Annotated in this window: 24 protein-coding genes and 6 pseudogenes; 9 read left to right on the top strand and 21 right to left on the bottom strand. The window is 40.8% G+C overall.

All coding sequences use genetic code 11. The annotated features are described in order from the left end of the window. Positions 1-141: 141 nt before the first annotated feature. The 4 genes and pseudogenes from NSS60_RS07945 to NSS60_RS07960 all read right to left on the bottom strand — a co-directional run. Complete coding sequence (locus NSS60_RS07945) at positions 142-1,515, bottom strand: IS1380 family transposase (protein ID WP_088223305.1); 1,374 nt, start codon at positions 1,513-1,515, stop codon at positions 142-144. A 145-nt stretch (positions 1,516-1,660) separates the two neighbouring features. Beyond that, a pseudogene (locus NSS60_RS07950) lies at positions 1,661-1,921 on the bottom strand (cytochrome b/b6 domain-containing protein); the annotation flags it as partial. 72 nt (positions 1,922-1,993) lie between these two features. Further along, complete coding sequence (gene tnpC, locus NSS60_RS07955; protein WP_088223283.1) at positions 1,994-3,442, bottom strand: IS66 family transposase; 1,449 nt, start codon at positions 3,440-3,442, stop codon at positions 1,994-1,996. Positions 3,443-3,518: 76 nt separating this feature from the next. Next, positions 3,519-3,656: pseudogene (locus NSS60_RS07960) on the bottom strand (Ni/Fe-hydrogenase, b-type cytochrome subunit); the annotation flags it as partial. Positions 3,657-3,787: 131 nt separating this feature from the next. On the opposite strand from NSS60_RS07960, the gene NSS60_RS07965 reads away from it, so the two are divergent. Next, a complete protein-coding gene (locus tag NSS60_RS07965) occupies positions 3,788-4,903 on the top strand; it encodes an IS4 family transposase (RefSeq protein ID WP_032101754.1) in 1,116 nt (371 codons plus the stop codon). A 146-nt stretch (positions 4,904-5,049) separates the two neighbouring features. Here the strand turns inward: NSS60_RS07965 and NSS60_RS07970 are convergent. The 5 genes and pseudogenes from NSS60_RS07970 to NSS60_RS07990 form a co-directional block, all read right to left on the bottom strand. Continuing rightward, positions 5,050-5,469 (bottom strand): annotated as a pseudogene (locus NSS60_RS07970) (cytochrome b/b6 domain-containing protein); the annotation flags it as partial. 11 nt (positions 5,470-5,480) lie between these two features. After that, positions 5,481-7,204, bottom strand: a pseudogene (locus NSS60_RS07975) (nickel-dependent hydrogenase large subunit). A 2-nt stretch (positions 7,205-7,206) separates the two neighbouring features. After that, entirely contained in the window at positions 7,207-8,277 is a 1,071-nt protein-coding gene (locus NSS60_RS07980) for a hydrogenase small subunit (RefSeq protein WP_004890503.1), read from the bottom strand. Between the two features lie 160 nt (positions 8,278-8,437). Beyond that, positions 8,438-9,157, bottom strand: a complete 720-nt coding sequence (gene tatC / locus NSS60_RS07985; protein WP_192948883.1) for a twin-arginine translocase subunit TatC — start codon at positions 9,155-9,157, stop codon at positions 8,438-8,440. An 88-nt stretch (positions 9,158-9,245) separates the two neighbouring features. Then, positions 9,246-9,440, bottom strand: a complete 195-nt coding sequence (locus tag NSS60_RS07990; RefSeq protein ID WP_035018658.1) for a twin-arginine translocase TatA/TatE family subunit — start codon at positions 9,438-9,440, stop codon at positions 9,246-9,248. Positions 9,441-9,606: 166 nt separating this feature from the next. Between NSS60_RS07990 and NSS60_RS07995 the strand changes: the two genes are divergently transcribed. Further along, a complete protein-coding gene (locus NSS60_RS07995) occupies positions 9,607-9,897 on the top strand; it encodes a GIY-YIG nuclease family protein (RefSeq protein WP_230456191.1) in 291 nt (96 codons plus the stop codon). 116 nt (positions 9,898-10,013) lie between these two features. Here the strand turns inward: NSS60_RS07995 and NSS60_RS08000 are convergent, their stop codons facing one another. The 3 genes from NSS60_RS08000 to NSS60_RS08010 are packed head-to-tail and all read right to left on the bottom strand — an operon-like array spanning position 10,014 to position 11,431. Beyond that, a complete protein-coding gene (locus NSS60_RS08000; protein WP_080601142.1) occupies positions 10,014-10,145 on the bottom strand; it encodes a YuzL family protein in 132 nt (43 codons plus the stop codon). 34 nt (positions 10,146-10,179) lie between these two features. Further along, positions 10,180-10,956: a class I SAM-dependent methyltransferase gene (locus tag NSS60_RS08005; protein ID WP_004890511.1), complete on the bottom strand. Its 777-nt coding sequence runs from the start codon at positions 10,954-10,956 to the stop codon at positions 10,180-10,182. Between the two features lie 40 nt (positions 10,957-10,996). Further along, on the bottom strand, positions 10,997-11,431 hold the full coding sequence (locus NSS60_RS08010) for a BrxA/BrxB family bacilliredoxin (protein ID WP_004890513.1): 435 nt from the start codon (positions 11,429-11,431) through the stop codon (positions 10,997-10,999). Positions 11,432-11,575: 144 nt separating this feature from the next. Between NSS60_RS08010 and metA the strand changes: the two genes are divergently transcribed. After that, positions 11,576-12,484: a homoserine O-acetyltransferase MetA gene (metA, locus tag NSS60_RS08015; RefSeq protein ID WP_004890517.1), complete on the top strand. Its 909-nt coding sequence runs from the start codon at positions 11,576-11,578 to the stop codon at positions 12,482-12,484. Positions 12,485-12,574: 90 nt separating this feature from the next. After that, positions 12,575-14,077, top strand: a complete 1,503-nt coding sequence (locus tag NSS60_RS08020; protein ID WP_064214219.1) for an MDR family MFS transporter — start codon at positions 12,575-12,577, stop codon at positions 14,075-14,077. A 9-nt stretch (positions 14,078-14,086) separates the two neighbouring features. On the opposite strand, the gene NSS60_RS08025 is transcribed toward NSS60_RS08020, so the two are convergent. Continuing rightward, the gene (locus NSS60_RS08025) at positions 14,087-14,761 is read right to left on the bottom strand and encodes a class I SAM-dependent methyltransferase (protein ID WP_004890518.1); all 675 of its coding nucleotides are present in this window, start codon (positions 14,759-14,761) and stop codon (positions 14,087-14,089) included. A 64-nt stretch (positions 14,762-14,825) separates the two neighbouring features. Between NSS60_RS08025 and NSS60_RS08030 the strand changes: the two genes are divergently transcribed. Beyond that, positions 14,826-14,960: a hypothetical protein gene (locus NSS60_RS08030; protein ID WP_268915713.1), complete on the top strand. Its 135-nt coding sequence runs from the start codon at positions 14,826-14,828 to the stop codon at positions 14,958-14,960. 21 nt (positions 14,961-14,981) lie between these two features. Here the strand turns inward: NSS60_RS08030 and NSS60_RS08035 are convergent, their stop codons facing one another. The 4 genes and pseudogenes from NSS60_RS08035 to pxpB all read right to left on the bottom strand — a co-directional run bounded on the left by NSS60_RS08035 (position 14,982) and on the right by pxpB (position 17,726). Beyond that, complete coding sequence (locus NSS60_RS08035; protein ID WP_064214218.1) at positions 14,982-15,212, bottom strand: purine/pyrimidine permease; 231 nt, start codon at positions 15,210-15,212, stop codon at positions 14,982-14,984. An 8-nt stretch (positions 15,213-15,220) separates the two neighbouring features. Continuing rightward, a pseudogene (pxpA, locus tag NSS60_RS08040) lies at positions 15,221-16,008 on the bottom strand (5-oxoprolinase subunit PxpA). Position 16,009: 1 nt separating this feature from the next. Continuing rightward, a complete protein-coding gene (locus NSS60_RS08045) occupies positions 16,010-17,020 on the bottom strand; it encodes a 5-oxoprolinase subunit C family protein (protein WP_064214217.1) in 1,011 nt (336 codons plus the stop codon). Then, the gene (pxpB, locus tag NSS60_RS08050) at positions 17,004-17,726 is read right to left on the bottom strand and encodes a 5-oxoprolinase subunit PxpB (protein WP_004890530.1); all 723 of its coding nucleotides are present in this window, start codon (positions 17,724-17,726) and stop codon (positions 17,004-17,006) included. The genes NSS60_RS08045 and pxpB overlap by 17 nt, the downstream gene beginning before the upstream one ends. 60 nt (positions 17,727-17,786) lie before the next feature. On the opposite strand from pxpB, the pseudogene NSS60_RS14985 reads away from it, so the two are divergent. Continuing rightward, positions 17,787-18,068 (top strand): annotated as a pseudogene (locus NSS60_RS14985) (IS3 family transposase); the annotation flags it as partial. A gap of 56 nt (positions 18,069-18,124) precedes the next feature. Next, a complete protein-coding gene (locus tag NSS60_RS14990; protein WP_369126949.1) occupies positions 18,125-18,223 on the top strand; it encodes a hypothetical protein in 99 nt (32 codons plus the stop codon). A 231-nt stretch (positions 18,224-18,454) separates the two neighbouring features. On the opposite strand, the gene rraA is transcribed toward NSS60_RS14990, so the two are convergent. After that, positions 18,455-18,931: a ribonuclease E activity regulator RraA gene (gene rraA / locus NSS60_RS08055; RefSeq protein WP_004890534.1), complete on the bottom strand. Its 477-nt coding sequence runs from the start codon at positions 18,929-18,931 to the stop codon at positions 18,455-18,457. A 65-nt stretch (positions 18,932-18,996) separates the two neighbouring features. Then, entirely contained in the window at positions 18,997-19,497 is a 501-nt protein-coding gene (locus tag NSS60_RS08060) for a metal-dependent hydrolase (RefSeq protein ID WP_004890537.1), read from the bottom strand. A gap of 165 nt (positions 19,498-19,662) precedes the next feature. Between NSS60_RS08060 and NSS60_RS08065 the strand changes: the two genes are divergently transcribed. Beyond that, positions 19,663-20,769, top strand: a complete 1,107-nt coding sequence (locus NSS60_RS08065; RefSeq protein WP_004890538.1) for an acyltransferase — start codon at positions 19,663-19,665, stop codon at positions 20,767-20,769. A 276-nt stretch (positions 20,770-21,045) separates the two neighbouring features. On the opposite strand, the gene NSS60_RS08070 is transcribed toward NSS60_RS08065, so the two are convergent. Further along, positions 21,046-22,419, bottom strand: coding sequence for an IS1380 family transposase (locus NSS60_RS08070; RefSeq protein WP_088223305.1), 1,374 nt, complete (start codon positions 22,417-22,419; stop codon positions 21,046-21,048). A gap of 189 nt (positions 22,420-22,608) precedes the next feature. Between NSS60_RS08070 and NSS60_RS08075 the strand changes: the two genes are divergently transcribed. Continuing rightward, complete coding sequence (locus NSS60_RS08075; protein WP_230456192.1) at positions 22,609-23,241, top strand: methyl-accepting chemotaxis protein; 633 nt, start codon at positions 22,609-22,611, stop codon at positions 23,239-23,241. Between the two features lie 21 nt (positions 23,242-23,262). Here NSS60_RS08075 and NSS60_RS08080 read toward each other — a convergent pair whose 3' ends face one another. Next, positions 23,263-24,069: a uroporphyrinogen-III synthase gene (locus NSS60_RS08080; RefSeq protein WP_004890543.1), complete on the bottom strand. Its 807-nt coding sequence runs from the start codon at positions 24,067-24,069 to the stop codon at positions 23,263-23,265. Between the last annotated feature and the right edge of the window lie 173 nt (positions 24,070-24,242).

The following is a 24,242-nucleotide window of genomic DNA, read 5'->3' on the forward strand; positions in this document are numbered from 1 at the left end:
CATCCCTTTTTTTGATGATTCCCTGCACCACTTTCATGTTTGAAAACGAGATAAATCCTCTTTTATGGAGATACAAACCAAAAAAGAGACAAAAAAAGTACAGGGGGGAGTGATGGATATGAGTACCCGAACATCTGTTTGTTATCTTGCCTCTTTCCATTTTTGATACACATTCAGTAGGAGTATACTGTACCCACTCCTTCGCGTCAGTTTCATCCAGATCTGTCGTGATCGGCGGACGAGTCGACCTGCCATCGTGATCACCGTCTGAATGATCGTCTTGATGCGGCGGCGTTTCACTTTATGATGTAATGGATGTCTCGGATCGCTTAATAGATCTTGTCCAATCAGGCGAAGAAGGTTGTACACGAATGCTCCCATGACTAACACGAGCGCATTCGTTTTCATCTTCCCTGATGGAAGTCGCTCTAAATCTAAGTCGCTTTTCAGTTCGCTATGAAACTGTTCGCATGTCGCATGATCGTGATACAATGCGAGCACATCACTCATTCGAACATGCTCGTATCCTTCGAGGCGCACCCAGTAGCTTTCGACTTCGTAATCAGGAACGAGCATCAGCTGTCCATTTCGTTCCATCGTTCGTTCCGTCACTTGGGTGACTTGAACGTACGTATACGTGTGTCCATCGATTGCTGCTGTCTGTGGAAGGCATAACTCATACGTTTGTACTCCTTCTGTTTGTCCATCATCGACGCGTCTGCCCTTTTGCGAAGCGATCTGGAACCAAAGCGCTTTCGATTCTCGGCGTAAGTTTCGCTTGATGACAAAGTCCACGTCTTCCTTTAGACATACGTGCACATTCGCTTCCGCATCGTTTCCTGCATCCATGCGGACAAGCAGACGAGACGAGGTCAGCGGACGAGCTCGACGGATAGCGGTAGTTAAAAACGAAGGCATGTTGTCTTGTACATGTTGTTTCCCTGGACGCAGCTCGGCATGAACGATATACCCTTCCTTCCCTGCGTACGCAAACAACGGCGTAAAACCGTCAAATCCTTTATACGTTCGACTCACTCCTTCTTTTTTCGTATCGGAGTTATCAAATGGGGAAGCATCTATATCAAGGGGAAGCCATGTCGTTTTCCCTTTCGTCCAACAAGCGGACAAGGTAGCGTGTTGTCGAACCAACAGACGCATCGATTCCTCCCAAATGATGGTTTCGGTCATCGGGAGACAAGCGAGCTGATCGAGACGCTGTCGCAACGTTGGGGAGGAAGGTACGTGCCGAATGCCCATTGATGTCGAAAAGATATCGTCCTGACGATACGCTTCGATATGATCAAAATCCGTTTTTCCTGTGGCAAGCAAGCCGATCATCGAGCGAATGACGTCGCTATGGGAAATGTGCACATCTCGACGAACCGTTGGGAGCCGAAGTGCGTTTACTCGTTTATCCAGCTTCGTTTGGTGCAGTAAGTAGCCCACGAGAGCAAGCCCAGCACTTGGAGTAATCGCTTCATCTGTCAATACAAACCGAATCGGGAAATCTTTCATCACATTCACCTACTTGATGAAGAATCGTCAACGTCGTTTTCCCTTATCGTATCAACGGTTTGCGACCATTGTAAAGATGTTTTGTCACGGATTCAGGCCTTCGTCAGAATACAATAAGTTCCCAATTCCGAGAACGGTTATTTTTTTATTTTTCATCGTGTTCACCTAATGCTTCTTTTTTTCTCTCTATTTTATAGCCAGTAAAAATGGATGACATCGTTCCATTCCGTTGCAAGTAGTCTTCACGAAATGCCATGTACACGTGTACAACAGTAAAAATGATAAATCCCCATGCAACGAGATGGTGCCACGAACGAACAGAATAGCTATCGCCGCCAAATAAATGGGCAACCCACATAAACATTTTTCCGTAAATGGACTCAGGTTGTGGCTCGAATAATAAATGTAACTATTCACTCCGATAGTAGTATGTAAAGAAGCGCAACACAAATAGGGCATCCCCGTAATAGAAAATGCCCTAAGTGGTAGAAAGAACGCGATCAAGCGTGTCACCCGTCAACAGAAGACATAACGAATCCCACACGTTTTTTTCGTGTTTCGTCAGTGTGGAAACGATGCTTCTTGTGATACAAAAAGACTGGGCGAATGTTTCTACGCGAAACGTACCCGAAATGTTCTCTTTGACTTTAACCATGCGAAGATCGCGTTCGGCTTGGTTGTTGTCAAAGGGAACATGTACTTCACGTAAGAAACGCAACGCTTCTTCCTTTCGTTTCTGAAGCCGTCGAACAAAAGCGAGTGCTTTTTTCGGAAGAGGTGTCATCGTTTCCAATCGATGTTGTGCTCTTTCTAGGATGCGATCATACACTCGTTCCCACCGTCTCGCTTCTTCTTCGGAAAGTGCACCGTGATGGGCTTCGACGGCTTGCTTGGCGGCTAACAGAAACGTGGTCATGCGCATCGCCCACGTATGCCCTTGTTCGATGAATCCTTTTAACTCACGCAAATGGTGGGCATGACAAAGGGCATGGGTGGCATGTGTGTATTTCGGATACGTACCGAACCCATCGTGCATCATCGTCCCTTTGTATTGTGGAAGAATCCCGATCTCATCCGTTGCTTTCTTTCCACGAGAAGCGTGAGAAGCCAAGTATGTATATCTCGATGTACACGCGACATGCACCCATGCGAGTTTCCCATTGATGCGCAAACTCGTTTCATCGACATGCAGGATGTTGGATTCAAGTAAGGCGTCTTCGATGATGTCCATATTTGATTCCAGCGCTTCGCGTCCTCGTTTCACCATATTGGCAAGGGTTCCTGTACTAATCGAGTGTTGATATAACGCTTCGATTGTATCACTTAAACGCTTGTACGGGATCAATTGGATATGATGTAAATAAACAACGAGCGCAGTAAGGCGTGGACCGTATTGCACATGATTCGTGACATGGGATGGGAATTCGGCTTGTTGCACGCATCGACAATGCGGACACGATTTCACTTCACGTTCATGTTGTGTCACCTCGATCGCCACAGGAGGGACATCAAACACTTGACGGATATCGACTTTGAACGGTTTGACGTCACGCAAAGAAACCCCACATCCTTGACACGTATGCACACGGTGGACGACACGATGATGTGGATGTTCCACTTGACGGAGCGTCGTTCCTTGATGTCCTTCTTGTCCGCCTGGCTTGTTGCCAGATGGTTGACGAGAAGAACGTGTGTTGGCAAAACGGTCAGAAGATGGGGGCAAATGGCTATTGGAGCTGTTTTTTTTCGTGCGTGCTTCCAGCTCTTGAACACGGTACTTCAGTTGTTCATTTTCTTTGCGTAGCTGTTTGTTTTCTTTCAACAGTTGCTCAATGACTTGTTGTTGGTGAGTAATGAGCTGCTTTTGTTGTTGGACTTTGCTGATTAAGCTTTCAACTGTAAATACAGCTTGTTGTACCGTCAACATGCGATTCACCTCCTTGTCTATCAATATTCACATCATAGACAGGAAAAGCAAAAAATATTCAGCTCACTTTATGATGTGGCTGAATAGTTACTAATAAATAATATCCTGTAAGCATCATAATAATTGAGCCTAATCCAATGAAAATCCAATAGCTTAATTGAGCGAGCGGATTATGTCCGATATAATGTTTTTTGTTATTTTTCATCACTAGCATTGCAGTAATTAAATCTGATGATTCAAAATACTAAGAATGTTCAATTTTTTATTGATTTCGAAACAAAAAAATCCTTTACAATGGAAGTACAGGTGGTTCCTGTCCAAATCCAATCGTAAAGGATAACTGTTATGGACAAGAATACACTAATTTCATCATTTGGTAAATGGGTTTCACCCATAAATATTCAAAAACTTAGCGAACAAGTCAAAGAATTGAAACAGGACTATTACACAAAAAAGCTGACAACAGAAGCCTATATTAAATTTTTATTGGTAGCCCAACTGCTCGAATTTAAGAGCTTAGAGGAAATGAGTGATGCACTTGTAGACGAAGATCTTCAAAAAGCACTCGGATTTGAATCGATAAGTGCCTCTCAGCTATCCCGAAAAAACAATCAGATCAACCCACTAATTCTTGCAAATTTGTTCTTGGATCTTGTTTGGAAAATTCAACGGTACCATTATAAAAACGGAAAGAATATGCCACTGAAAATCATTGATTCGAGTACACTCCCGTTGAATTTGACCAATTATAAATGGGCAAAATTCCGTAAAACAAAAGCTGGTGTAAAGCTACACTTACGGCTCGTTTTCATGGATAAAGACACCGTCTATCCTGAAAAAGCAGTGATTACGACAGCAAAAGAACATGACCGAAATCAACTCGAAGTCCTAGTGGATGATAAAGAAGCCATGTATGTGTTTGACCGCGGTTATGTGGACTATGAACGTTTTGACCGGATGACAGATGATGGCTATTTCTTCGTTTCAAGACTGAAGAAAAACGCAGTCATTCGTGAAGTCTATACATTTTCACTTCCTGATGATTGTCACGTTCTATCCGATAAAATGGTCTATATTGGTACCACACAAAATCGTACTGAAAATGTCTATCGTCTACTAGAAGTTATGGACACAAAAGGGAACTTACTTCGTTTAATTACCAACCGATTTGATTTAAAAGCAGAAGAGATAAGTGGTATTTACCGATCTCGCTGGGCTATTGAACTCTTTTTCAAATGGCTTAAGCAACACGTAGAAATTAAGCACTTTTATGGAATGAGTGAAACAGCTATTCAAAATCAAATTTTCTTAGCCCTTATCACGTATTGCTTACATGTTCTCATTCAATTGGAGATGAAAAGTAAGAAATCCCTACTTCGAATTACTCGTTGGTTAAAGAGAGCTCTGTGGAAACCAGCTTATGTTTGGTTGCGAAAATTTGATGGGCGAGCCAGTCCATAATCTCCCTTTTGTCGTTGTCGCTCTGATTTAACTGTATATATTTACCAAATGGACAGTGCCGCCTTTCTTTAGGTTTTGTCTTTTTGGCACAAATTCACAAAAAATAATTAACAGAAAATTCTAACTATATTTATGCAATGCTAATGATTTTTCATAAATAAGTAATATTTGATAGTTTCAAATGCTTCTTTCCAAAAAGAAAGTCGAAATGGGTTCGACGTCGCATGTTCGTTTCCTTTGTATACCCAATACCAACGAACAGCTAAATTAATAGTAAAAAGGAAAGCAACGAAGAAGTGAATATAACGTGCCCACCCCATCAAAAACGAGTAATACGCTTCTTCTTGAATGGAGGCAGACACGAACGGGCGGCCGATAAACACGCCCGTAATCATTAAAACTATGATAGAAAAAGCATTAATCCAATGAAAAATACGAACAGGTAATTCCCATACGTACACTTTCACCATGTGATCATTTAGCTCAATACGTTTTGCTTTTCGCGATCGCTTCCAAATGACTTCCGTCTGTTTTTGTTCAATTTTTGGATTTGTCGGGACTGACATACACTCCCCTCCTACCCAATACGAATATGCGTTGTTTGTTTCGATTCAAGATCGGTTAAATGAACCGCACATGCTAAACATGGATCGAACGAATGGATGATGCGCAAAATCTCTAACGGCTTTTCTTTATCAAGCAATGGCGTTCCCTTTAAAGACGCTTCATACGCACCAATTTGCCCTTTATGGTCACGCGGTGAAGCATTCCATGTCGTTGGAACGACGGCTTGATAGTTTTTCGTTTTCCCATCTTCAATTTCAATCCAATGGCCTAACGCACCACGTGGCGCCTCCATCCATCCTACTCCTTTCGCTCGCTTAGGCCACGTGCTTGGCTCCCATTTTGTCCGATCGAATGTAATTTGATTTCCGTTGCGAATATTCGCAAGCAATGCGTCCATATCATCGCGCATCCATTTGGCAACGAGAATAGACTCAAGCCCACGTGCTACTGTACGTCCGAGTGCCGAGCTCATCGCTTCAAGTGGCCAACTCAATTTCTTTAATGTATCATCTACTAATCCAACAAACTCATCTTTCTTTAACGCATAGCCAACTAGCATGCGCGCAAGTGGTCCTGTTTCCATCGGATGCTCTTTCCATCTTGGAGATTTTAGCCAACTATATTTTTCATCTGTATTTAATGTTTTAAACGGTGGTTTTGGCCCTGTATAACGGAGTGATGTTTCTCCCTCCCACGGATGTTTGCCAACTCCCCCCTCTTTCCCATCATATGTGTACCACGAATGATCAATAAATTCTTTTACTTGTTCTGGATCTTTCGGATCGACATCAAGCACTTCGTTTAAATTACCATTTAAAATAACACCACGTGGGAAACGATATAAATGCACGTCCCGAATATCACCTGTCGAAAAATCCCCATAACATAAATAGTTATTTAATCCTCCGCCATATGTCCAATCTTTATAAAACGAACCAATCGCCAATAAATCGGGAATGTAAACATGGTTTACAAACTCTACTGCCTGATCAATAATTTGCGAAACATGCATAAGACGCTCTGCGTGAATTGCATTATCACTATTTATATCAATTGGAGTGGCCATTCCGCCGACAACATAATGAGGATGCGGGTTTTTCCCCCCCCGAAAATGGTATGAATTTTAACAATTTCCTTTTGCCAATCAAGCGCTTCTAAATAGTGGGCAACAGCAAGCAAGTTCACCTCAGGCGGTAACTTATACGCTGGATGCCCCCAATACCCGTTTGCAAAAATGCCAAGTTGGCCGCTATCAACAACTTTTTGTACCTTCATTTGAATCTCTTTAAAATAACCTGGTGACGATTTTGGCCAATTGGAGAGAGACTGAGCAATGCGGCTCGTTTCGTTCGGATCGGCTTTCAGAGCGCTTAATACATCAATCCAATCGAATGCATGTAAATGATAAAAATGAACGACATGGTCATGTAAAAAAACTGCAGCATTCATAATGTCACGGATAAGATGGGGATTTTTTGGAATTTTGATATCCAGCGCATCTTCAACGGATCGGATAGAAGCTAAAGCATGTGTAGTTGTGCAAACACCGCAAATGCGCTGCACATACGCCCAAACGTCCCTTGGATCACGATCGCGCACGATTAACTCAATACCGCGGACTGCTGTTCCTGAACTAAACGCCTCTTGAATAACACCTCTCTCGTCAATATCTACTTCAATGCGTAAATGACCTTCAATTCGCGTGACTGGGTCGACAACAATACGTTCTGTCATCTTTATTCACCTCGATCATGATGTTCATCTTTTTTCTTCAACGCTGTGACAGCAGCGTGAGCAGCAACACCTGCAGCCGTTATACCGACAGCAATCGCTCCGACTGTTTCTGGATTAATCGTTGTTTGAGAAGCAGGGATTTTCGCGCGACGAACAAAGAAAGGACCGTTATCCCAAAATCCTTTTTCAGAGCAACCAATACACGGATTTCCAGATTGAATCGGGTAGCTCACTCCTCCGTTCCAACGCATCTCTGCACAGGAGTTATATGTTGTCGGTCCTTTGCACCCTACTTTGTATAAGCAATATCCTTGTCTTGCTCCTTCGTCGTCAAACGATTCCGCAAATAATCCCGCATCAAAATATGCGCGACGATTACATTTATCATGAATACGATGACGATAAAACGCTTTCGGTCTGCCGAGATGATCAAGCTCTGGAAGTCTACCGAACGTAATCATATGGGCAACCACTCCCGTCATCACTTCTGCGATCGGTGGACACCCGGGTACTAAGATGATCGGTTTATCTTTCACGAAATATGTAATCGGCTTAGCTTTTGTCGGATTCGGATATGCAGCAGGAATTCCGCCCCACGACGAACAGCTTCCATATGCAATAATCGCTTTTGCTCCTTTAGCAGCGCGAAGAAACGTCTCTTTTGCCGACACGCCACCGACAGTTAAAAACGCATCATCTGTTGGCAAACTTCCTTCTACCGCAAGTATGTATTCCCCCGGATAATGTTCCAGAACATGTTCAAGTGCGGCTTCAATTTGATGGCCTGAAGCAGCAGAAAGCGCTTCTGAATACTCGAGAGAAATCATGTTGAAAAGCACGCTTTCCACTTTTGGATGCGTAGAGCGAATAAATGATTCAGAACAACCTGTACAGTCTTGAAACTGTAGCCAAATGACTGGGACGCGGTAGTTTTTTTCCATTGCCGCAACAACTTGATCGGTTTGCGAAAAATCTAATCCCATTGTCGCCGCCAGTGCTGTACACATTTTTAAAAAATCGCGTCTCGTAAGGCCGCGATCAAGCACTTCTTCCAAAATCGTCTTTCTCTTCACATAGCTCCTCCCCTTTACATGATAACGTTTACAATTGATTATATATCATTATTTACCTTTATGTTATTTTCATGGGATAAATGTAACAAAATGTTCTTAAATATATTAGCAACATGAAAATAGTTTTTATTATAATAAACGGGTAAATAAAAAGCGCCTTCTATTCTGAAGACGCTTCTTGTTCAACCTGTTTTTCTTTTCGTTTATACACAAATTTTGAGATAGATATACTCACCTCATACAATAACAGCAACGGAATAGTTACTAAAAAGTCAGAGATAAAATCTGGTGGCGTAATAGTTACTGCAATAATAACTAATATAAAATATGCATATTTTCTCATCTTTTGTAACGCATATGGATTGATTAAACCAATGCTTGTTAAAAACATAATAATAATTGGTAATTCAAACAATACAGCAAAAGGAATCGTCATGTTTAAAATAAATCGAAAATACTTCTCTGTTGTAAACATCGTCGCGAACAAATCTTCGCCAAGACTCATTAAAAAGTGGAACACCATCGGCAAAACAACAAAGTAACCAAAACATAAACCGAGAACAAATAACAAAAATGTCGCTGGAATATACGATAACGTTACTTTTCGTTCTCTTGGAGTAAGAGCAGGCTTCACGAACATCCATAGTTGCCAAACAAATACAGGAATCGTCATCGTAATCGCGAATACGCCAGCTAACATGACATATACCCATAAAATATCAGTAGGACTTAAAATGGTTAATTTTACATCTAAATCAGCAATAAGCCAGCGATATAAATCTTGAACAAAAATAAATCCTACAATAAAAAATAAAATAAGCGCTCCAACAACAATAAAAATTCTCTTGCGCAATTCTTCTAAATGTTCAACTAACGTCATCTCTTTATCTTCATATCGTTGCTTTTCTTCCACGAGCGTAAACACCAACCTTTTTCCATGTTAAAAACGGCAACACATCGTTGCCGCTTTATGATTTACGCGTTTCTTTCTTTTCGTCAAGCTCTTCTAATACTTCATCGCGCAATCCTTTTGTTGATTTTTTAAACTCACGCAACGTTTCACCGAAAGCACGTCCAATTTCAGGCAGTTTTTTCGGTCCGAAAATGACAAGAGCGATGACAAGAATTAAAATTAAACCAGGCACTCCGATATTTGAAAGCATAACGTCATCTCCTTTTTTCATACATACGCTTCTTTTATTGTATTGCTAAGATCTTCATTTTTCAATGACTAGTTTTTAAGAGGTGTGATAAATGTTTGACAATCAACATACAGTATATGCTATATTCTTCACCATAACTAGCAATGTTACTGTAGAAGTCGGTAAATTGGGTAGTTTTTTATTTCCGAGCGGAAACTATATTTATGTAGGGAGTGCGAAACGAAACATTCAATCACGTATTCGACGTCATATGCAACTGGAAAAACGAAAACGTTGGCATATCGATTACATTCGTCCATATGGAGAAATCATACACGTTCAAACGTATTCCTCTGAACTTAGCGAATGTGAACGCGCTCAACAACTTTTTCAACAATACAAAGGACAATGGATCGTAAAAGGATTTGGTTCATCTGACTGCCGTTGTCCTTCCCACCTTATTTACTATAAAGAATAAACGAGGGATACACTCCCTCGTTAACCTTTATTCCCCATATGTTTCTTTCGATTTTGCTCCTTTTCCTGCAACACGTATTCAACTTCGCTCGGAAAAGAGGAGAAAGAAGTAGTAAGTTACATCCGTTTTGTTTTTTTACGACTTGAATCCAACTCAATGTTTCCTGTTTCCTGTTCTGTTGTTCCTTGTCCCTTAATTTCTGGCGCACTTAATCCTGTTTTCGAAGCATCTTTTTTTCGTTTTCCCATCTGATTCACCCCCTACTGCTTTATTTTGTGCCATTTACGAAAGTTCAATCGTACCGAAATGAAATTTTGCTGTTTTTCTTCGATAAACAGAGAAACCAAATTGATGAAATCGCGAGCTTTGCCAATGATCTTTCAACACAACTCGTTGACGGGCTACTCGTTTCGCCTGTTCGATATCTTCTTTTGTTACGTTCGTATATAGCGCTGCCTGTTTTAATCCCTTTATCCCATCCGACTCTTCAATACTTACTTCAAACATCGGATCCAAATAAACAACATCATATGATTTATCATCGCATTGCGCTAAAAATGAGCGAAAATCATCATGATGCACACAAATACGTCGCATCGCTTCATTAAGTTCAACTACATCGCTATCCCAATGACGTAACCCTTGTTTTGTTAAGTAAGCGATATATACACTCCCCTCAATTCCTACCACTTTTCCTTCCGAACCAACAGCTAAGCTGGCGATAATACTATCGGTCGCCAATCCAAGCGTACAATCTAAAAACGTCATCCCCTTTTGTAACTTCGTAGCTTGTAAAAACGGTTCACTTTCTCCTTTTAAAATGCGCTTTGCTCGAAAAGAAGCAGAATTAGGATGAAAAAATAACGGTTCACGTCCGTTCGGAAAATGGAGTTCTAATCTCTCTTTTCCAACGACAAGAACAGGTTGAGTTACGAATTGGTGGATGGTCGTAATGGAACGTTTTCGACGCGGAATGTATGAAGTTTGTAATTCTAACGCAATTTGTTTCGCTTTCTCGATCATTTGGTCATTCGTTCTACCTGCAGTTGTCACAATCATACGTTCACCTCAAAAGAAAAAGGATGTCTGTAGGACACCCTTAGCAATGTTTTTCAAAAGCTTGCATAATATTTTGCATAATATTTTCGAGCGAGTTTGCTTCGATATCGTGACGTGGAATAAAATGAACAACTTCTTTACCTTTTAATAATGCCATCGATGGAGAAGAAGGTTCGATACCGACAAAATACTCACGCATTTTAGCTGTCGCTTCTCGATCTTGCCCTGCAAAAACAGTAACGAGATGATTCGGTTTTTTCTCGCTCATTTGTACCGCCTGAATAGCTGCTGGACGCGCAAGCCCTGCTGCACAACCACAAACAGAATTAACGACAACAAAAGTTGTTCCTTCCACTTGTTCCATAAATTGTTCCACTTCTTCACTCGTACGTAACTCTGTAAATCCACCATTGACTAATTCATCACGCATCGGTTGTACAACTTGACGCATATATTCTTCATATGACATAAACATACGTACATCCCTCCAAATCATTCTTGCTTTTACAAGAATACAACAATGTAAATAGAAAAATCAATAAAATAAAAAACATTGAATAATTTTCTAAAAATTTTTATAATGAATGTATTTATATAATGTAAATGGAGGTTGAGGACATTGCCAATTAATATTCCACGTGATCTTCCTGCGAAAGAGGTACTAGAACAAGAAAATATTTTCGTCATGGATGAAGATCGCGCCTATTCTCAAGACATTCGACCGCTAAACATTATTATTTTAAACTTAATGCCCCAAAAAGAAAAAGCGGAAACACAATTGCTACGTTTACTTGGAAATTCACCGCTACAAGTGAATGTAACCTTCTTGCGTCCAGAAACACATGAAGCAAAAACAACATCGAAACACCATCTTGACCAATTTTATACAACATTTCAACATGTACGACATCGAAAGTATGACGGTATGATCATTACCGGGGCACCTGTTGAACATTTACCGTTTGAACAAGTCGATTACTGGAATGAATTGACCAAAATAATGGAATGGACAAAAACAAATGTCACATCTACGTTACATATTTGTTGGGGTGCACAAGCAGGGATGTACTATCACTATGGTATTCCAAAATACGATTTACCACAAAAATGTTTTGGTGTATTTGATCATGTGTTAGAACAAAAGCACGTGAAACTGATTCGTGGATTTGACGATATTCATAAAATCCCACACTCACGCCATACAGATGTGAAACGTGAACATATCGAAGCGGTTTCAGAGTTAACGATTTTATCTTCATCCGAAGAAGCTGGCGTCTGTCTCGTCATTTCAAACGATGGCAAACAAGTGTTTTTAACAGGGCACCCAGAGTATGATGCCACAACGCTAAAAGAAGAATATGAACGTGATGTGGCTAAAGGGTTGGATATACAAATTCCAAAACATTATTTTCCACATAACGATCCAAATAAACAACCGTATAACACATGGCGCTCTCACGCTAATTTATTGTTCGTCAACTGGCTCAATTATTATGTGTATCAGGAAACCCCCTACATTTGGGAGTAGGCTTTCGCTTTTCTGCGAGAGCTTTTTTATTTGTAAGTATGTAAAAAAAGAATATAATGTTTTGTATACATGAAGAAAGGAGATGTACACGTGGTTGATCAAACCCGACATATTTCTTTTATTGTAGCGGGACTGTTATTAGCTATTTTTATGGCAGCAATGGATAATACAATTGTTGCAACCGCAATCGGTACAATTGTCGCAGATTTAGGCGGCGTAGATCAATTTATTTGGGTCACATCCGCTTACATGGTGACCGTCATGGCTGGTATGCCGATATTCGGGAAATTGTCAGATATGTATGGTCGAAAACGTTTCTTTTTATTCGGATTAATCGTCTTTTTAATCGGTTCTGCGCTCTGTGGTTTAGCGCAAAGCATTGTACAACTTAGCATTTTCCGCGCGATTCAAGGAATTGGTGGCGGGGCATTAATGCCGATTGCATTTACCATCGTATTTGACGTGTTCCCACCAGAAAAACGTGGAAAAATGACAGGATTGCTCGGGGCGGTCTTTGGGATGTCAAGCGTGCTTGGTCCATTGCTCGGTGCTTATATTACCGATTATTTAAGTTGGCATTGGGTATTTTATGTGAATGTCCCAATCGGTTTATTGTCCATTTTTTTCATTGTTCGTTATTACAAAGAATCGACACAGCATACAAAACAAGCCATTGACTGGTTTGGCGCTTTGACTCTCGTTGTTGCTGTCGTTAGTTTAATGTTTGCATTAGAATTAGGTGGAAAACAATACGATTGGAAATCTGCACCTATCATTTCATTGTTTTCTATTAGCTTTGTGTTCTTTATTGCTTTCTTATATGTAGAAACAAAAGCAAAAGAGCCAATCATCTCATTTGTTTTGTTTAAACGGCGCACGTTTGCGATCGCACAACTATTAGCTTTTTTATACGGAGCGACATTCGTTATTTTAACTGTCTTTATTCCTATATTCGTACAAGCGGTATATGGCGGAACGGCCAAAAACGCAGGGCTTATTTTAATGCCAATGATGCTTGGTTCTGTTGCGGGAAGCTCGACGGCAGGAATTTCCCAAACGAAAACATCTTATCGAAACATTATGTTCGTTTCGATTATCGCCTATTTTTTTGGTATGCTTCTTCTCAGTATGATGACACCAGAAACATCGCGACTATGGTTAACTGTTTATATGGCATTAGCTGGATTTGGGGTTGGATTTTCTTTTTCACTTTTGCCATCGGCGTCTATGCATAATTTAGAGCCCCGTTTCCGTGGGACAGCGAATTCAACAAATTCATTTTTTCGTTCGCTCGGCATGACAATTGGTATAACCATTTTCGGAACGATTCAATCAAATAAGCTAGCTGCTGAATTACGCGAATCATTCGGTGCGAATACGACAACATTTTCGCTAGATCCACATGCGTTGTTTGAAACAGGAGCGCGGGCTCAAATACCACCGAACGTGCTGCAAAAAATTGTCGATGCGATGGCTTCGTCAATTACATTTACATTTTCTATTGCATTAATTCCGATCGCTCTTAGTGCAATAGCTATTTTCTTCATGGGAAACGAAAAATTAGAAGTTCAACAAAAAGGTAGGGGGCAATGATGCGTCTCCCTACCTTTTTTGCAACATAAATAACCACATAAAAGAAACGGCCTGTTTTAACTCTGTCGGTAAATGTCGGATAATAGAATTATCAATTTCGCGCTTATACACCCCTTCTCCATCAACAACTGTAAAACCATTTTCAGTAGCTAGCCGTTCAAACTCCCATGGCATCATCGTATTGCAGATCACCGCCTCATCATATAAGCGGCGATAGCTATTTACTCGCGGGGCAGCTGTCGGTCCAAGGATACCTACACAAACATATGCATTTGCTTTTAATACACGCCGCACTTCCTCAAGCGCAGCAAGCGGACGTTCCGTCCATTCAAAGCAGTTAATAATCATCGCACCTGTAAACGTTTCATCTGGAAAAGGTAAATTCATAATATCCGCTTGTTGAAAATGAAGATGTTCATGAGTTCTTCGGTTTTTGGCTAATTCAATCATTTCACTCGATAAATCTAATCCGATGACACGATATCCTTGTTGACATAGCTTATACGATCCGTATCCATCCCCACATCCAATATCTGCAATATATCCTTCTTTCGGCATATATGTCGTCACAAACGGAATAATCGTTTTTCGACTTCCTCTCTCCCACATCTCCTCGCTGCTTTGATGCCACCACTCTGCTCGCTCATCCCATTGTTTTTCAGCCTCTTTATGCCACCCGCGCATAACTCCACCCCTTTTTGAAAAAATAAACATGTTACGTTTATTGTAGCAGAAAGGAGCAAAGAACATGACAAAAAAAGTGAACGAAGGAAGCAAAAATCAAAACGCACCGACACAACATGGCAAGTTGAATGAGGGGGCAGGCGACAACAGTAAAGGACGCAAACAAAACAAAAGCCAAAACGATAAAACCGACCATTAAAAAGTCGGGCGATTAGCCCGACTACAGACTGTTGACAAAATGGGTTTCATTATTTGTTCCATTTAAACCTAAAAAAACGAGGAAAACTCCCCACCATAAAACAGCAGGACCTTCTGCAATAGGCATTCGGTGGCCAAAAATATTTTGAATGATCGAAACGAGACCAATGACGAAAAAAGTTCTTTGTACAAAACCCGCTATTTCCCTTAGAGAAAGCCCGAAAGCCTCACCGATGGCTAACGGGGCGACCACACTCCCTGCTAAAATGAAAATGAACCATATTTTAGAAAATCACCAAGTTTTGTAACTGTGATATTGGCTTCCTTCAACGCTTTACGTATGTATTTTGCAAAGTCTAATGCATGTTCCCCATCTCCGTGTATGCAGATCGTATCAGCTTGAATCGATACATCTTTCCCTTGAAGAGATGTAACTTTTCCTTCTTTTACCATACGAATAACTTGCTGGCAAGCTACGTCATGGTCTTTGATGAGAGCATTCGCTTCCCGTCTTGATGTTAAGGACCCATCCTCTTGGTAAGTGCGGTCGGAGAACACTTCGCTAGCGGTTTTAAGGCCGATTTTTTTCCCGCTTTGACAAGCTCTCCACCCGCTAATCCTAACAAGATTAATTCCGGATCTACTTTATAAACTGCTTCTGCAATGGCTTGAGCAATCGCAGCGTTTTTAGCGGCAATATTATATAATGCTCCATGTGGTTTTACATGTTGAAGCTTTCCACCTTCAGATTTTACAAATGCATATAAGGCGCCAATTTGATACACAACAATGTCGTAAGCTTCCTGAGGAGTAATATCGATGTTTCTTCTACCAAATCCCACTAAATCTTGAAATCCGGGATGAGCGCCAATTCCGACGTTTTTTTCAAGGGCTAAACGGACTGTTTTCCTCATCGTTGACGGATCGCCCGCATGGAAACCACAAGCGATATTGGCTGATGTAACATAATCTAAAATTTCTTCGTCTCTCCCCATTTTATAAGCACCAAAGCTCTCTCCCATATCACAGTTCAAATCGACAATATGCATGTTACATTTCTCCTTTCCATTTTATTGATAATGCTCGTTTCAGTTGTTGGATCTCTCTTTCTCTTTCTAAATAAAGTCTTTGTGCTTCTTCATGAGAAACTTCAACAAACTTTATTTTGTCACCTGGTTTTAATTGGGCGATGTATGGTAAATCCACGGTGGCAACTTGTCCGATTTTCGGATAACCGCCTGTCGTTTGCCGGTCAGCTAGAAGCACAATCGGATTTCCATCAGGCGGAACTTGAATGGTACCAAAATTTACGGCTTCCGAAATCATTTCTTCCGCGGATGTTAACGACAAAACGGAGCCTTTCAAACGATATCCCATCCGGTCGGATTGGGTTGTAATTTCAAATGGTTCACGAAAAAAACTTTTTTGACTTTCTTTTGAAAATAGTTGGTATTGTCTCCCCTTTATTACCCGAATGGAAGGAATTTTATTAGAAATGGGAATAAATCCAGCAGATACCGACCATTTCGTCGCTACAAACTTTTGATCTCCTATTTTTGTAGAAAAATCATGAATCATTTGGACCGATCGATTATTAGGGGGAGATAATTTTAACTCGTCACCGGTCTTTAATGGACGTCCTTTAAATCCGCCTATGCCCGCTCTAAGGTAGGTGGAAGTACTCCCCATCACACGCGGAACATCGAATCCTCCCGCAACAGCTAGATAGCTTCGGCAGCCTGTTTTACATTGCCCAAAACGAAGCTGACTACCTTTCTTTACAAGAACTGGTCGCCATAACGGAACAAATTTTCCATCAATAGAAGGTGATAAATCTCCCCCGCAAATAGATATTAGTGTATCTCTTTCAAATTCAATAACAGGACCTACCATTGTTATTTCTAAAGTAGGGGCATTTTCTTCGTTACCAACTAATAGATTTGCAATTCTGTGTGACAGTGAATCCATTACCCCGCTTACAATCACTCCAAATTTTTGAAAACCGTATCTTCCTAAATCTTGAATCGTCGTAAGGAGGCCCGGCTTAATGATTTTTATCACTGACGTCCTCCTTCCATTGTTTGTATTCTTCTATAGTGATGGGTTTAAATCGGATTTTATCCCCCGCCTTTAATAAGCTAGGTGATTTGTCATCAGGACGAAACAGCTTTATCGGTGTTCGGCCAATAAGTTGCCATCCCCCTGGCGTTTCGATCGGATAAATACCGGTCTGTTTACCAGCAATACCAACAGAACCGGCAGGAATTTTTAATCGCGGAGATTCTCTTCGCGGTGTGGCAATTTTCTCCGACATGCCTCCTATGTATGGAAATCCAGGGGCAAATCCGATCATATACACTAAATAATCACCGCTGGAATGGATATGAATGACTTCTTCAGGCGTGAGACCATTATATTCCGCAACATATTCCAAATCAGGTCCTAGCTCTCCCCCGTAACAAACTGGAATCTCCACGATCCTTTCAGATGAAAATTCACCGATCTTAAGTGATTCCAATAAGGGTTTCAATTGCCCACAAACGTAATCATACGGGAGTGTATGAGAGCTAAAATCTGAAATCTTTAACGGATCATAAAACACAGTTACTGTTGTAAATGCAGGAACATATTCGATCATCCACTCGAATGGCTGTTCATCAAACAAGGTTGTAACCATGTTTACCTTTTGATGAGTCTCTAAATTAATATCTTCGCCCAGTTCAATTATTACTGCGTTATCACCCAATGGATGAAAAAGATAATCCATTTTTACAACTCCTAACCATTTTTAGGAATAAGCAAAATCTTACTTTTTATATTAACATTTTTAGGCGTTTCAAGAAGTGGACACTATGCATGGGCCAAACGACCAGAAAGTCAACAAAAGAAAAGACAGGAAGCATTGAAAAAGCAAATCAAAAAGATTCATATCGAGTCAAGAGAAGCGTATGGCAGTCCAAAAATCACAGAAATCCTTCAGAAACAAGGGGTTAAGGTATCTCAAAAAACGGTCGCCAGAATCATGAAAGATGGTGATATTCGTTCAAAAACAAAAAAATATAAGGCAACCACAAACTCGAAGCATCATTCGCCTGTGTATCCCAACTTATTTTTCACGAGACCTTTGCAACAAGGGAAGAGATCAAACATCGGATTTTTGAATATATTGAGTGTTTTTATAATGCCAAGCGAATTCATTCTGCTAATGAGTACATGTCTCCGATGGCGTATGAGAAGATGTATCAGCAAGGCAAAAAGCAGTGAACTCTTCTCTCCACAAAGTCACGATATAAGGGGCATCTTTCCTCTTGAGAAGGGGAAGGGTTTACCAAACCGTTCTCCTTCTCAAGAGGCCACCTCTCGACTTTACGTGTCTATTTTCTTGACATAATACCAGATCTCATGTTCAACAAATGCTACCTCGTCTTCTATCATCGTTCGCTTTTTATCCATCGTCTATTCCCCCTTTAGACGATAGAATAACCGAACAAATCGTTATTCATGCAAAGGCTCGTCTGAAACAACCACTCCATCTTCATCAACATATACGTATGCACCCGGCTTCCACTCAATATCGCCAAAATGTACAATTGTATCTCGCATCCCTTTTCCTTCTTTTTTACTTTTGCGTGGGCATGTCCCAAGCGCAAGTACGCCAATTGGCATATTTCCTATTTCTTTTGAATCACGAATGCACCCATGTACAATAATGCCAGCCAATTGACGGTCACACGCAATTTGTGCAAGCCGATCTCCAACAAGAGCGCACTTGTTTGAACCTTTGCCATCCACAACGACGACGCTTCCTGCCGGTGCCGTTTCTAGCGCTTCCCGAACAAGAACGTTATCATCACATACATCGACGGTTGTAATTCGTCCATAAAACGTTGCTTTTCCACCGTAATTTCGGAATGAAAGAGAGCAAACACGGACACTTTCTCCATATTGATCACACAAATCTGCCGTTTTCATCCTCATCCCCCACTTTTGTCAATCTCATCACAATAATAGTCAATCTATTCTAAAAAATCAATAAATTAAAATAAGAAGATCGAGCTACTATCTTCAATCGCACCATTTGTTAAAAAATAAATGAACAAAACAAGAAAGCAATAAAAAAGGAGTGTTTCCAAAAAGCTAGACGTACGATACGTTATCACAAACCGATATCTTTTTTTAGAAAATGGCCATAGTAACGGAACACCTTGACTTGAACAATAGTCAGCTAAAACATGAAACGCATATCCAAGACATAACCCGAGCGTAAAAGGAGAAAAATATTGCAATAATAAAACGATAGTGATAGCCCCCCATGCTAATAATGAATGGGTAAACCCACGATGACCAAACGCCTTATTCACCTGCTTGGCAACCCCAAACGAGCGACGACCGATGTATGAGTTAGGCTCATCAATATCTGGAAGCAAACTCCCGAGCGTCAGCCCAGCCGCATAGGCGATTGTAAATGAAACAGGAGTGTACGCAGCAATCCCGGTTCCAACCGCTAATGATGAAACAATATGAGTATGATAACGCATCGTTTTTCCCTTCCTTTTGTAAACGTTTTATATAATATTCGTTATTAATATTCATGAATTCGAGACGGTTTTTTCAATAAATGTTCACCGCTCCAGCCAACTTTGTGAAACTATTAGCATTATACTAATGTATGAACAAACTGACAAATAAAGCTGGTGAGGAAAATGAAAAAGAGTACACCCGCAGAATTAACCGTTATGAAAAGTTTAGCATTTTTAGCTGTTGTTTTTCAAAGCGCGTTACTATACGTAATGAATTATCGTTCCCCTCATCCAGAGGAAGCGATTATGATTGGCATGCTGTTTCATTTCGTCAAATTTTCTGCTCCTGTGTTCGTGTTTTTAGTAGGATTTCATATGGTGCAACAGAAAGAAGCGATTCATTATCGACGTTACGTATCCCATAAATGGGTAGAACTCATGATTCCGTATATCATATGGTCATTTGTTTACTTTATATTATTTTCTAGTCATCTGCATGTACTTGATGCAATGAAACAACTACTGCTCGGCGAGGCAGCACCGCATTTATGGTACGTCGTAATGATTATACAATTTCATTTACTCATTTTAATCATTGTTCCATTTTTCCGTTGGCTTGATCAAAAAAAGTATTGGAAATCATTTATTATCGTTAGCGCAATTATTTACATTGGCTTCATTACGTTCATTTCTCCAATTGTTCAAAGCACGTCATATATACATTATATCGATCGTACGTTTTTAGCTTATTTCTTTTATTTTGGCCTAGGCGGCATGGCTGCGTACACGCTCCCAACATGGCGGAAATTCGTCATTCGAGTTATTCCACTTAACACATTTTTGTTTTTATCACTTTTTATCTTTGTTAGTTATGAGCTATTTACATCACAAGGCATCTTTTCTATCGATTTAACGACGATTACGTATTTAAAGCCTTCGATGGTGTTGTATGTCACATCAGAAATTTTCTTGCTATACGCTTTATCGATTACCATTGTGCAAACAAAATCTCGATTGTATACGGCGTTACGTTTCATTAGTCGATATACTTATGGAGCATATATTGCACATATGTTTTTCTTATACGTGTTTGCACCAATCATTCCGACAACGATGTATTCGATGTTGCAAGCTGTTATATTATTTACAATCACAACAATCGTTTCCATTGGCGTTTGCTATATTATACATGCTACACCACTTAGCTTGCTGTTTATCGGTCAAGCGCGCGAACATCGGACTATTTCTATCCTATCGCTATCGAAATCTAAAAAGAGTGTCCCAAGTTAATATTTGGGATGCTTTTTTATTTTGTTCACACAAACCACTTCTTATTTCAAACATATAATGTTTGAACACCTGAATCCGTGATGGTTGGAAATCAACTTTGATTTTGGTGTTAGTTCTATGGATATATGATCCATACATCCCTTTTTTTGATGATTCCCTGCACCACTTTCATGTTTGAAAACGAGATAAATCCTCTTTTATGGAGATACAAACCAAAAAAGAGACAAAAAAAGTACAGGGGGGAGTGATGGATATGAGTACACGAACATCTGTTTGTTATCTTGCCTCTTTCCATTTTTGATACACATTCAGTAGGAGTATACTGTACCCACTCCTTCGCGTCAGTTTCATCCAGATCTGTCGTGATCGGCGGACGAGTCGACCTGCCATCGTGATCACCGTCTGAATGATCGTCTTGATGCGGCGGCGTTTCACTTTATGATGTAATGGATGTCTCGGATCGCTTAATAGATCTTGTCCAATCAGGCGAAGAAGGTTGTACACGAATGCTCCCATGACTAACACGAGCGCATTCGTTTTCATCTTCCCTGATGGAAGTCGCTCTAAATCTAAGTCGCTTTTCAGTTCGCTATGAAACTGTTCGCATGTCGCATGATCGTGATACAATGCGAGCACATCACTCATTCGAACATGCTCGTATCCTTCGAGGCGCACCCAGTAGCTTTCGACTTCGTAATCAGGAACGAGCATCAGCTGTCCATTTCGTTCCATCGTTCGTTCCGTCACTTGGGTGACTTGAACGTACGTATACGTGTGTCCATCGATTGCTGCTGTCTGTGGAAGGCATAACTCATACGTTTGTACTCCTTCTGTTTGTCCATCATCGACGCGTCTGCCCTTTTGCGAAGCGATCTGGAACCAAAGCGCTTTCGATTCTCGGCGTAAGTTTCGCTTGATGACAAAGTCCACGTCTTCCTTTAGACATACGTGCACATTCGCTTCCGCATCGTTTCCTGCATCCATGCGGACAAGCAGACGAGACGAGGTCAGCGGACGAGCTCGACGGATGGCGGTAGTTAAAAACGAAGGCATGTTGTCTTGTACATGTTGTTTCCCTGGACGCAGCTCGGCATGAACGATATACCCTTCCTTCCCTGCGTACGCAAACAACGGCGTAAAACCGTCAAATCCTTTATACGTTCGACTCACTCCTTCTTTTTTCGTATCGGAGTTATCAAATGGGGAAGCATCTATATCAAGGGGAAGCCATGTCGTTTTCCCTTTCGTCCAACAAGCGGACAAGGTAGCGTGTTGTCGAACCAACAGACGCATCGATTCCTCCCAAATGATGGTTTCGGTCATCGGGAGACAAGCGAGCTGATCGAGACGCTGTCGCAACGTTGGGGAGGAAGGTACGTGCCGAATGCCCATTGATGTCGAAAAGATATCGTCCTGACGATACGCTTCGATATGATCAAAATCCGTTTTTCCTGTGGCAAGCAAGCCGATCATCGAGCGAATGACGTCGCTATGGGAAATGTGCACATCTCGACGAACCGTTGGGAGCCGAAGTGCGTTTACTCGTTTATCCAGCTTCGTTTGGTGCAGTAAGTAGCCCACGAGAGCAAGCCCAGCACTTGGAGTAATCGCTTCATCTGTCAATACAAACCGAATCGGGAAATCTTTCATCACATTCACCTACTTGATGAAGAGTCGTCAACGTCGTTTTCCCTTATCGTATCAACGGTTTGCGACCATTGTAAAGATGTTTTGTCACGGATTCAGGTGAACAAATAGAGCTACAGAAACTGGAATATCAATATTTTCTACTCGTGCAACAATTTTTACGCGCAGCTCACGAACAAGAACGCGCACATGTTGTCACTGAACTACAAAAAAACTGGTGAACTCTTTTTACAAACAGCAAAAAAATGTTGCAATGACTTAGAGAAAATTGAGAAAATTAAAAATATGATCACTGCCATCATGGAACAAACTAATTTGCTTGCCTTAAATGCTGCTATTGAAGTCGCGCGGGTCGGTGATCACGGAAAAGGATTCGCTGTGCTCGTTGATGAAGTCCGCAAACTATCCGAGCAGTCAAAAGAAGCGGCAAAAGAAATCGAAACAATGCTAGATAGAATAAAAGTGGAAACAAAAAAAGTATCGCAATCCATGGAACATAGTACAAGAAAACTCGTTGATGGCGAGACATATTACGATACTGCAGAACGCTCATTTTGCGCAATTGACGAGTCTGTGGAACAAGTGTTTTCTAAAGTGCAAACCACATCGGCAACTATTGAGCAAATAACCGCCATTTCCAACGAGCTAATCCAAACAATGAGTCAACTGAAGCAACTTTCTGAGCAAGTGATGCAAAGAAGCAATGAAAGCATAATAACAGTTGAAGAACAATTAGCTATGAACGAACAAATCACTTCTAGTGCCCAAACGCTTGCCGAACTCGACGAGCAACTCCGCACAACAGTTGAGTCATTTCGTATGTAGACGTGCCATATTTGTGCACGTCTACATCATGCTATAGTACTTTGCTAACTCGATGACCATCGCTCCCATTCTTTCATGAGCCGGTGCGATCACACGATTAATTCCTTCCTCTTGTAACGCTTCTTTCGTTACTTTTCCAACAGCAACAGCTACGATATCTTTAGCAAAAGCCTGCTTGATCTGTTCGACATATCCGTGCTCACGAACAAACGAGAAGAAAAAGCGAACTTGAATCGCTGATGTAAAACAAACCGCTTGCACAGCACGGGAAATAATATCATCAGTAAGCTGCTTCATTACATCGAATGTAGGCGGAGTATGTCGATATGGCCATATTTCCTTATATAAAGCCCCTCGCTTCACTAAAAATTGTTGTAATGATGGAATGGAATCTCCATAAAGCTGGACAACAACTTTTTTACTTTTCCAGTCGACTTCTTGTAATGCGCGGATCAAACCTTTTGTTGTTCCGTCGTCTGCACATATGCAAGGGGTAATTCCATATGTACGTAATACATTCATCGTTTTATAACCACGCACCGCTACATGTGCACGACGAATGGACTGAAGCAGTAATTGTTCAATCCCATATTCCTTTGCCTTTTTGATCAATGCCTCTACACCAATCCCCGTTGTAAAAATAAACCAATCATTTTGTTCGTGAACGATATGATGAAGATGTTGCTCTAACTCTTCATTCAAAAATGTCGTTCCTTGGGCGGGTCGCAAAATCGGAATCCCCCCTTGTTTGATAATGAGCGCGCTCATTTCTTCAATTTTTCGTGAAGCACATAGCACAATCTTTTTGTTTGCTAATGCCTTTTCCATACGTCGTCCCCCTTTTTCTTCCCATCATATCATATAAAAGTGAAAAGTAGTGCAAAATTTGTTGAATCTTGACATAAAACATCGAACTGTTTTGTGTTCACAACGTAACTACATTAGCTTACAATGTAAAAGAAATCATCCGACATAAATATTCTTATTATTCTGAAATACAT

This window comes from Anoxybacillus sp. FSL W8-0382, assembly GCF_038003845.1.
In the GTDB taxonomy this organism is placed as follows: Bacteria; Bacillota; Bacilli; order Bacillales; family Anoxybacillaceae; genus Anoxybacillus; species Anoxybacillus flavithermus_G.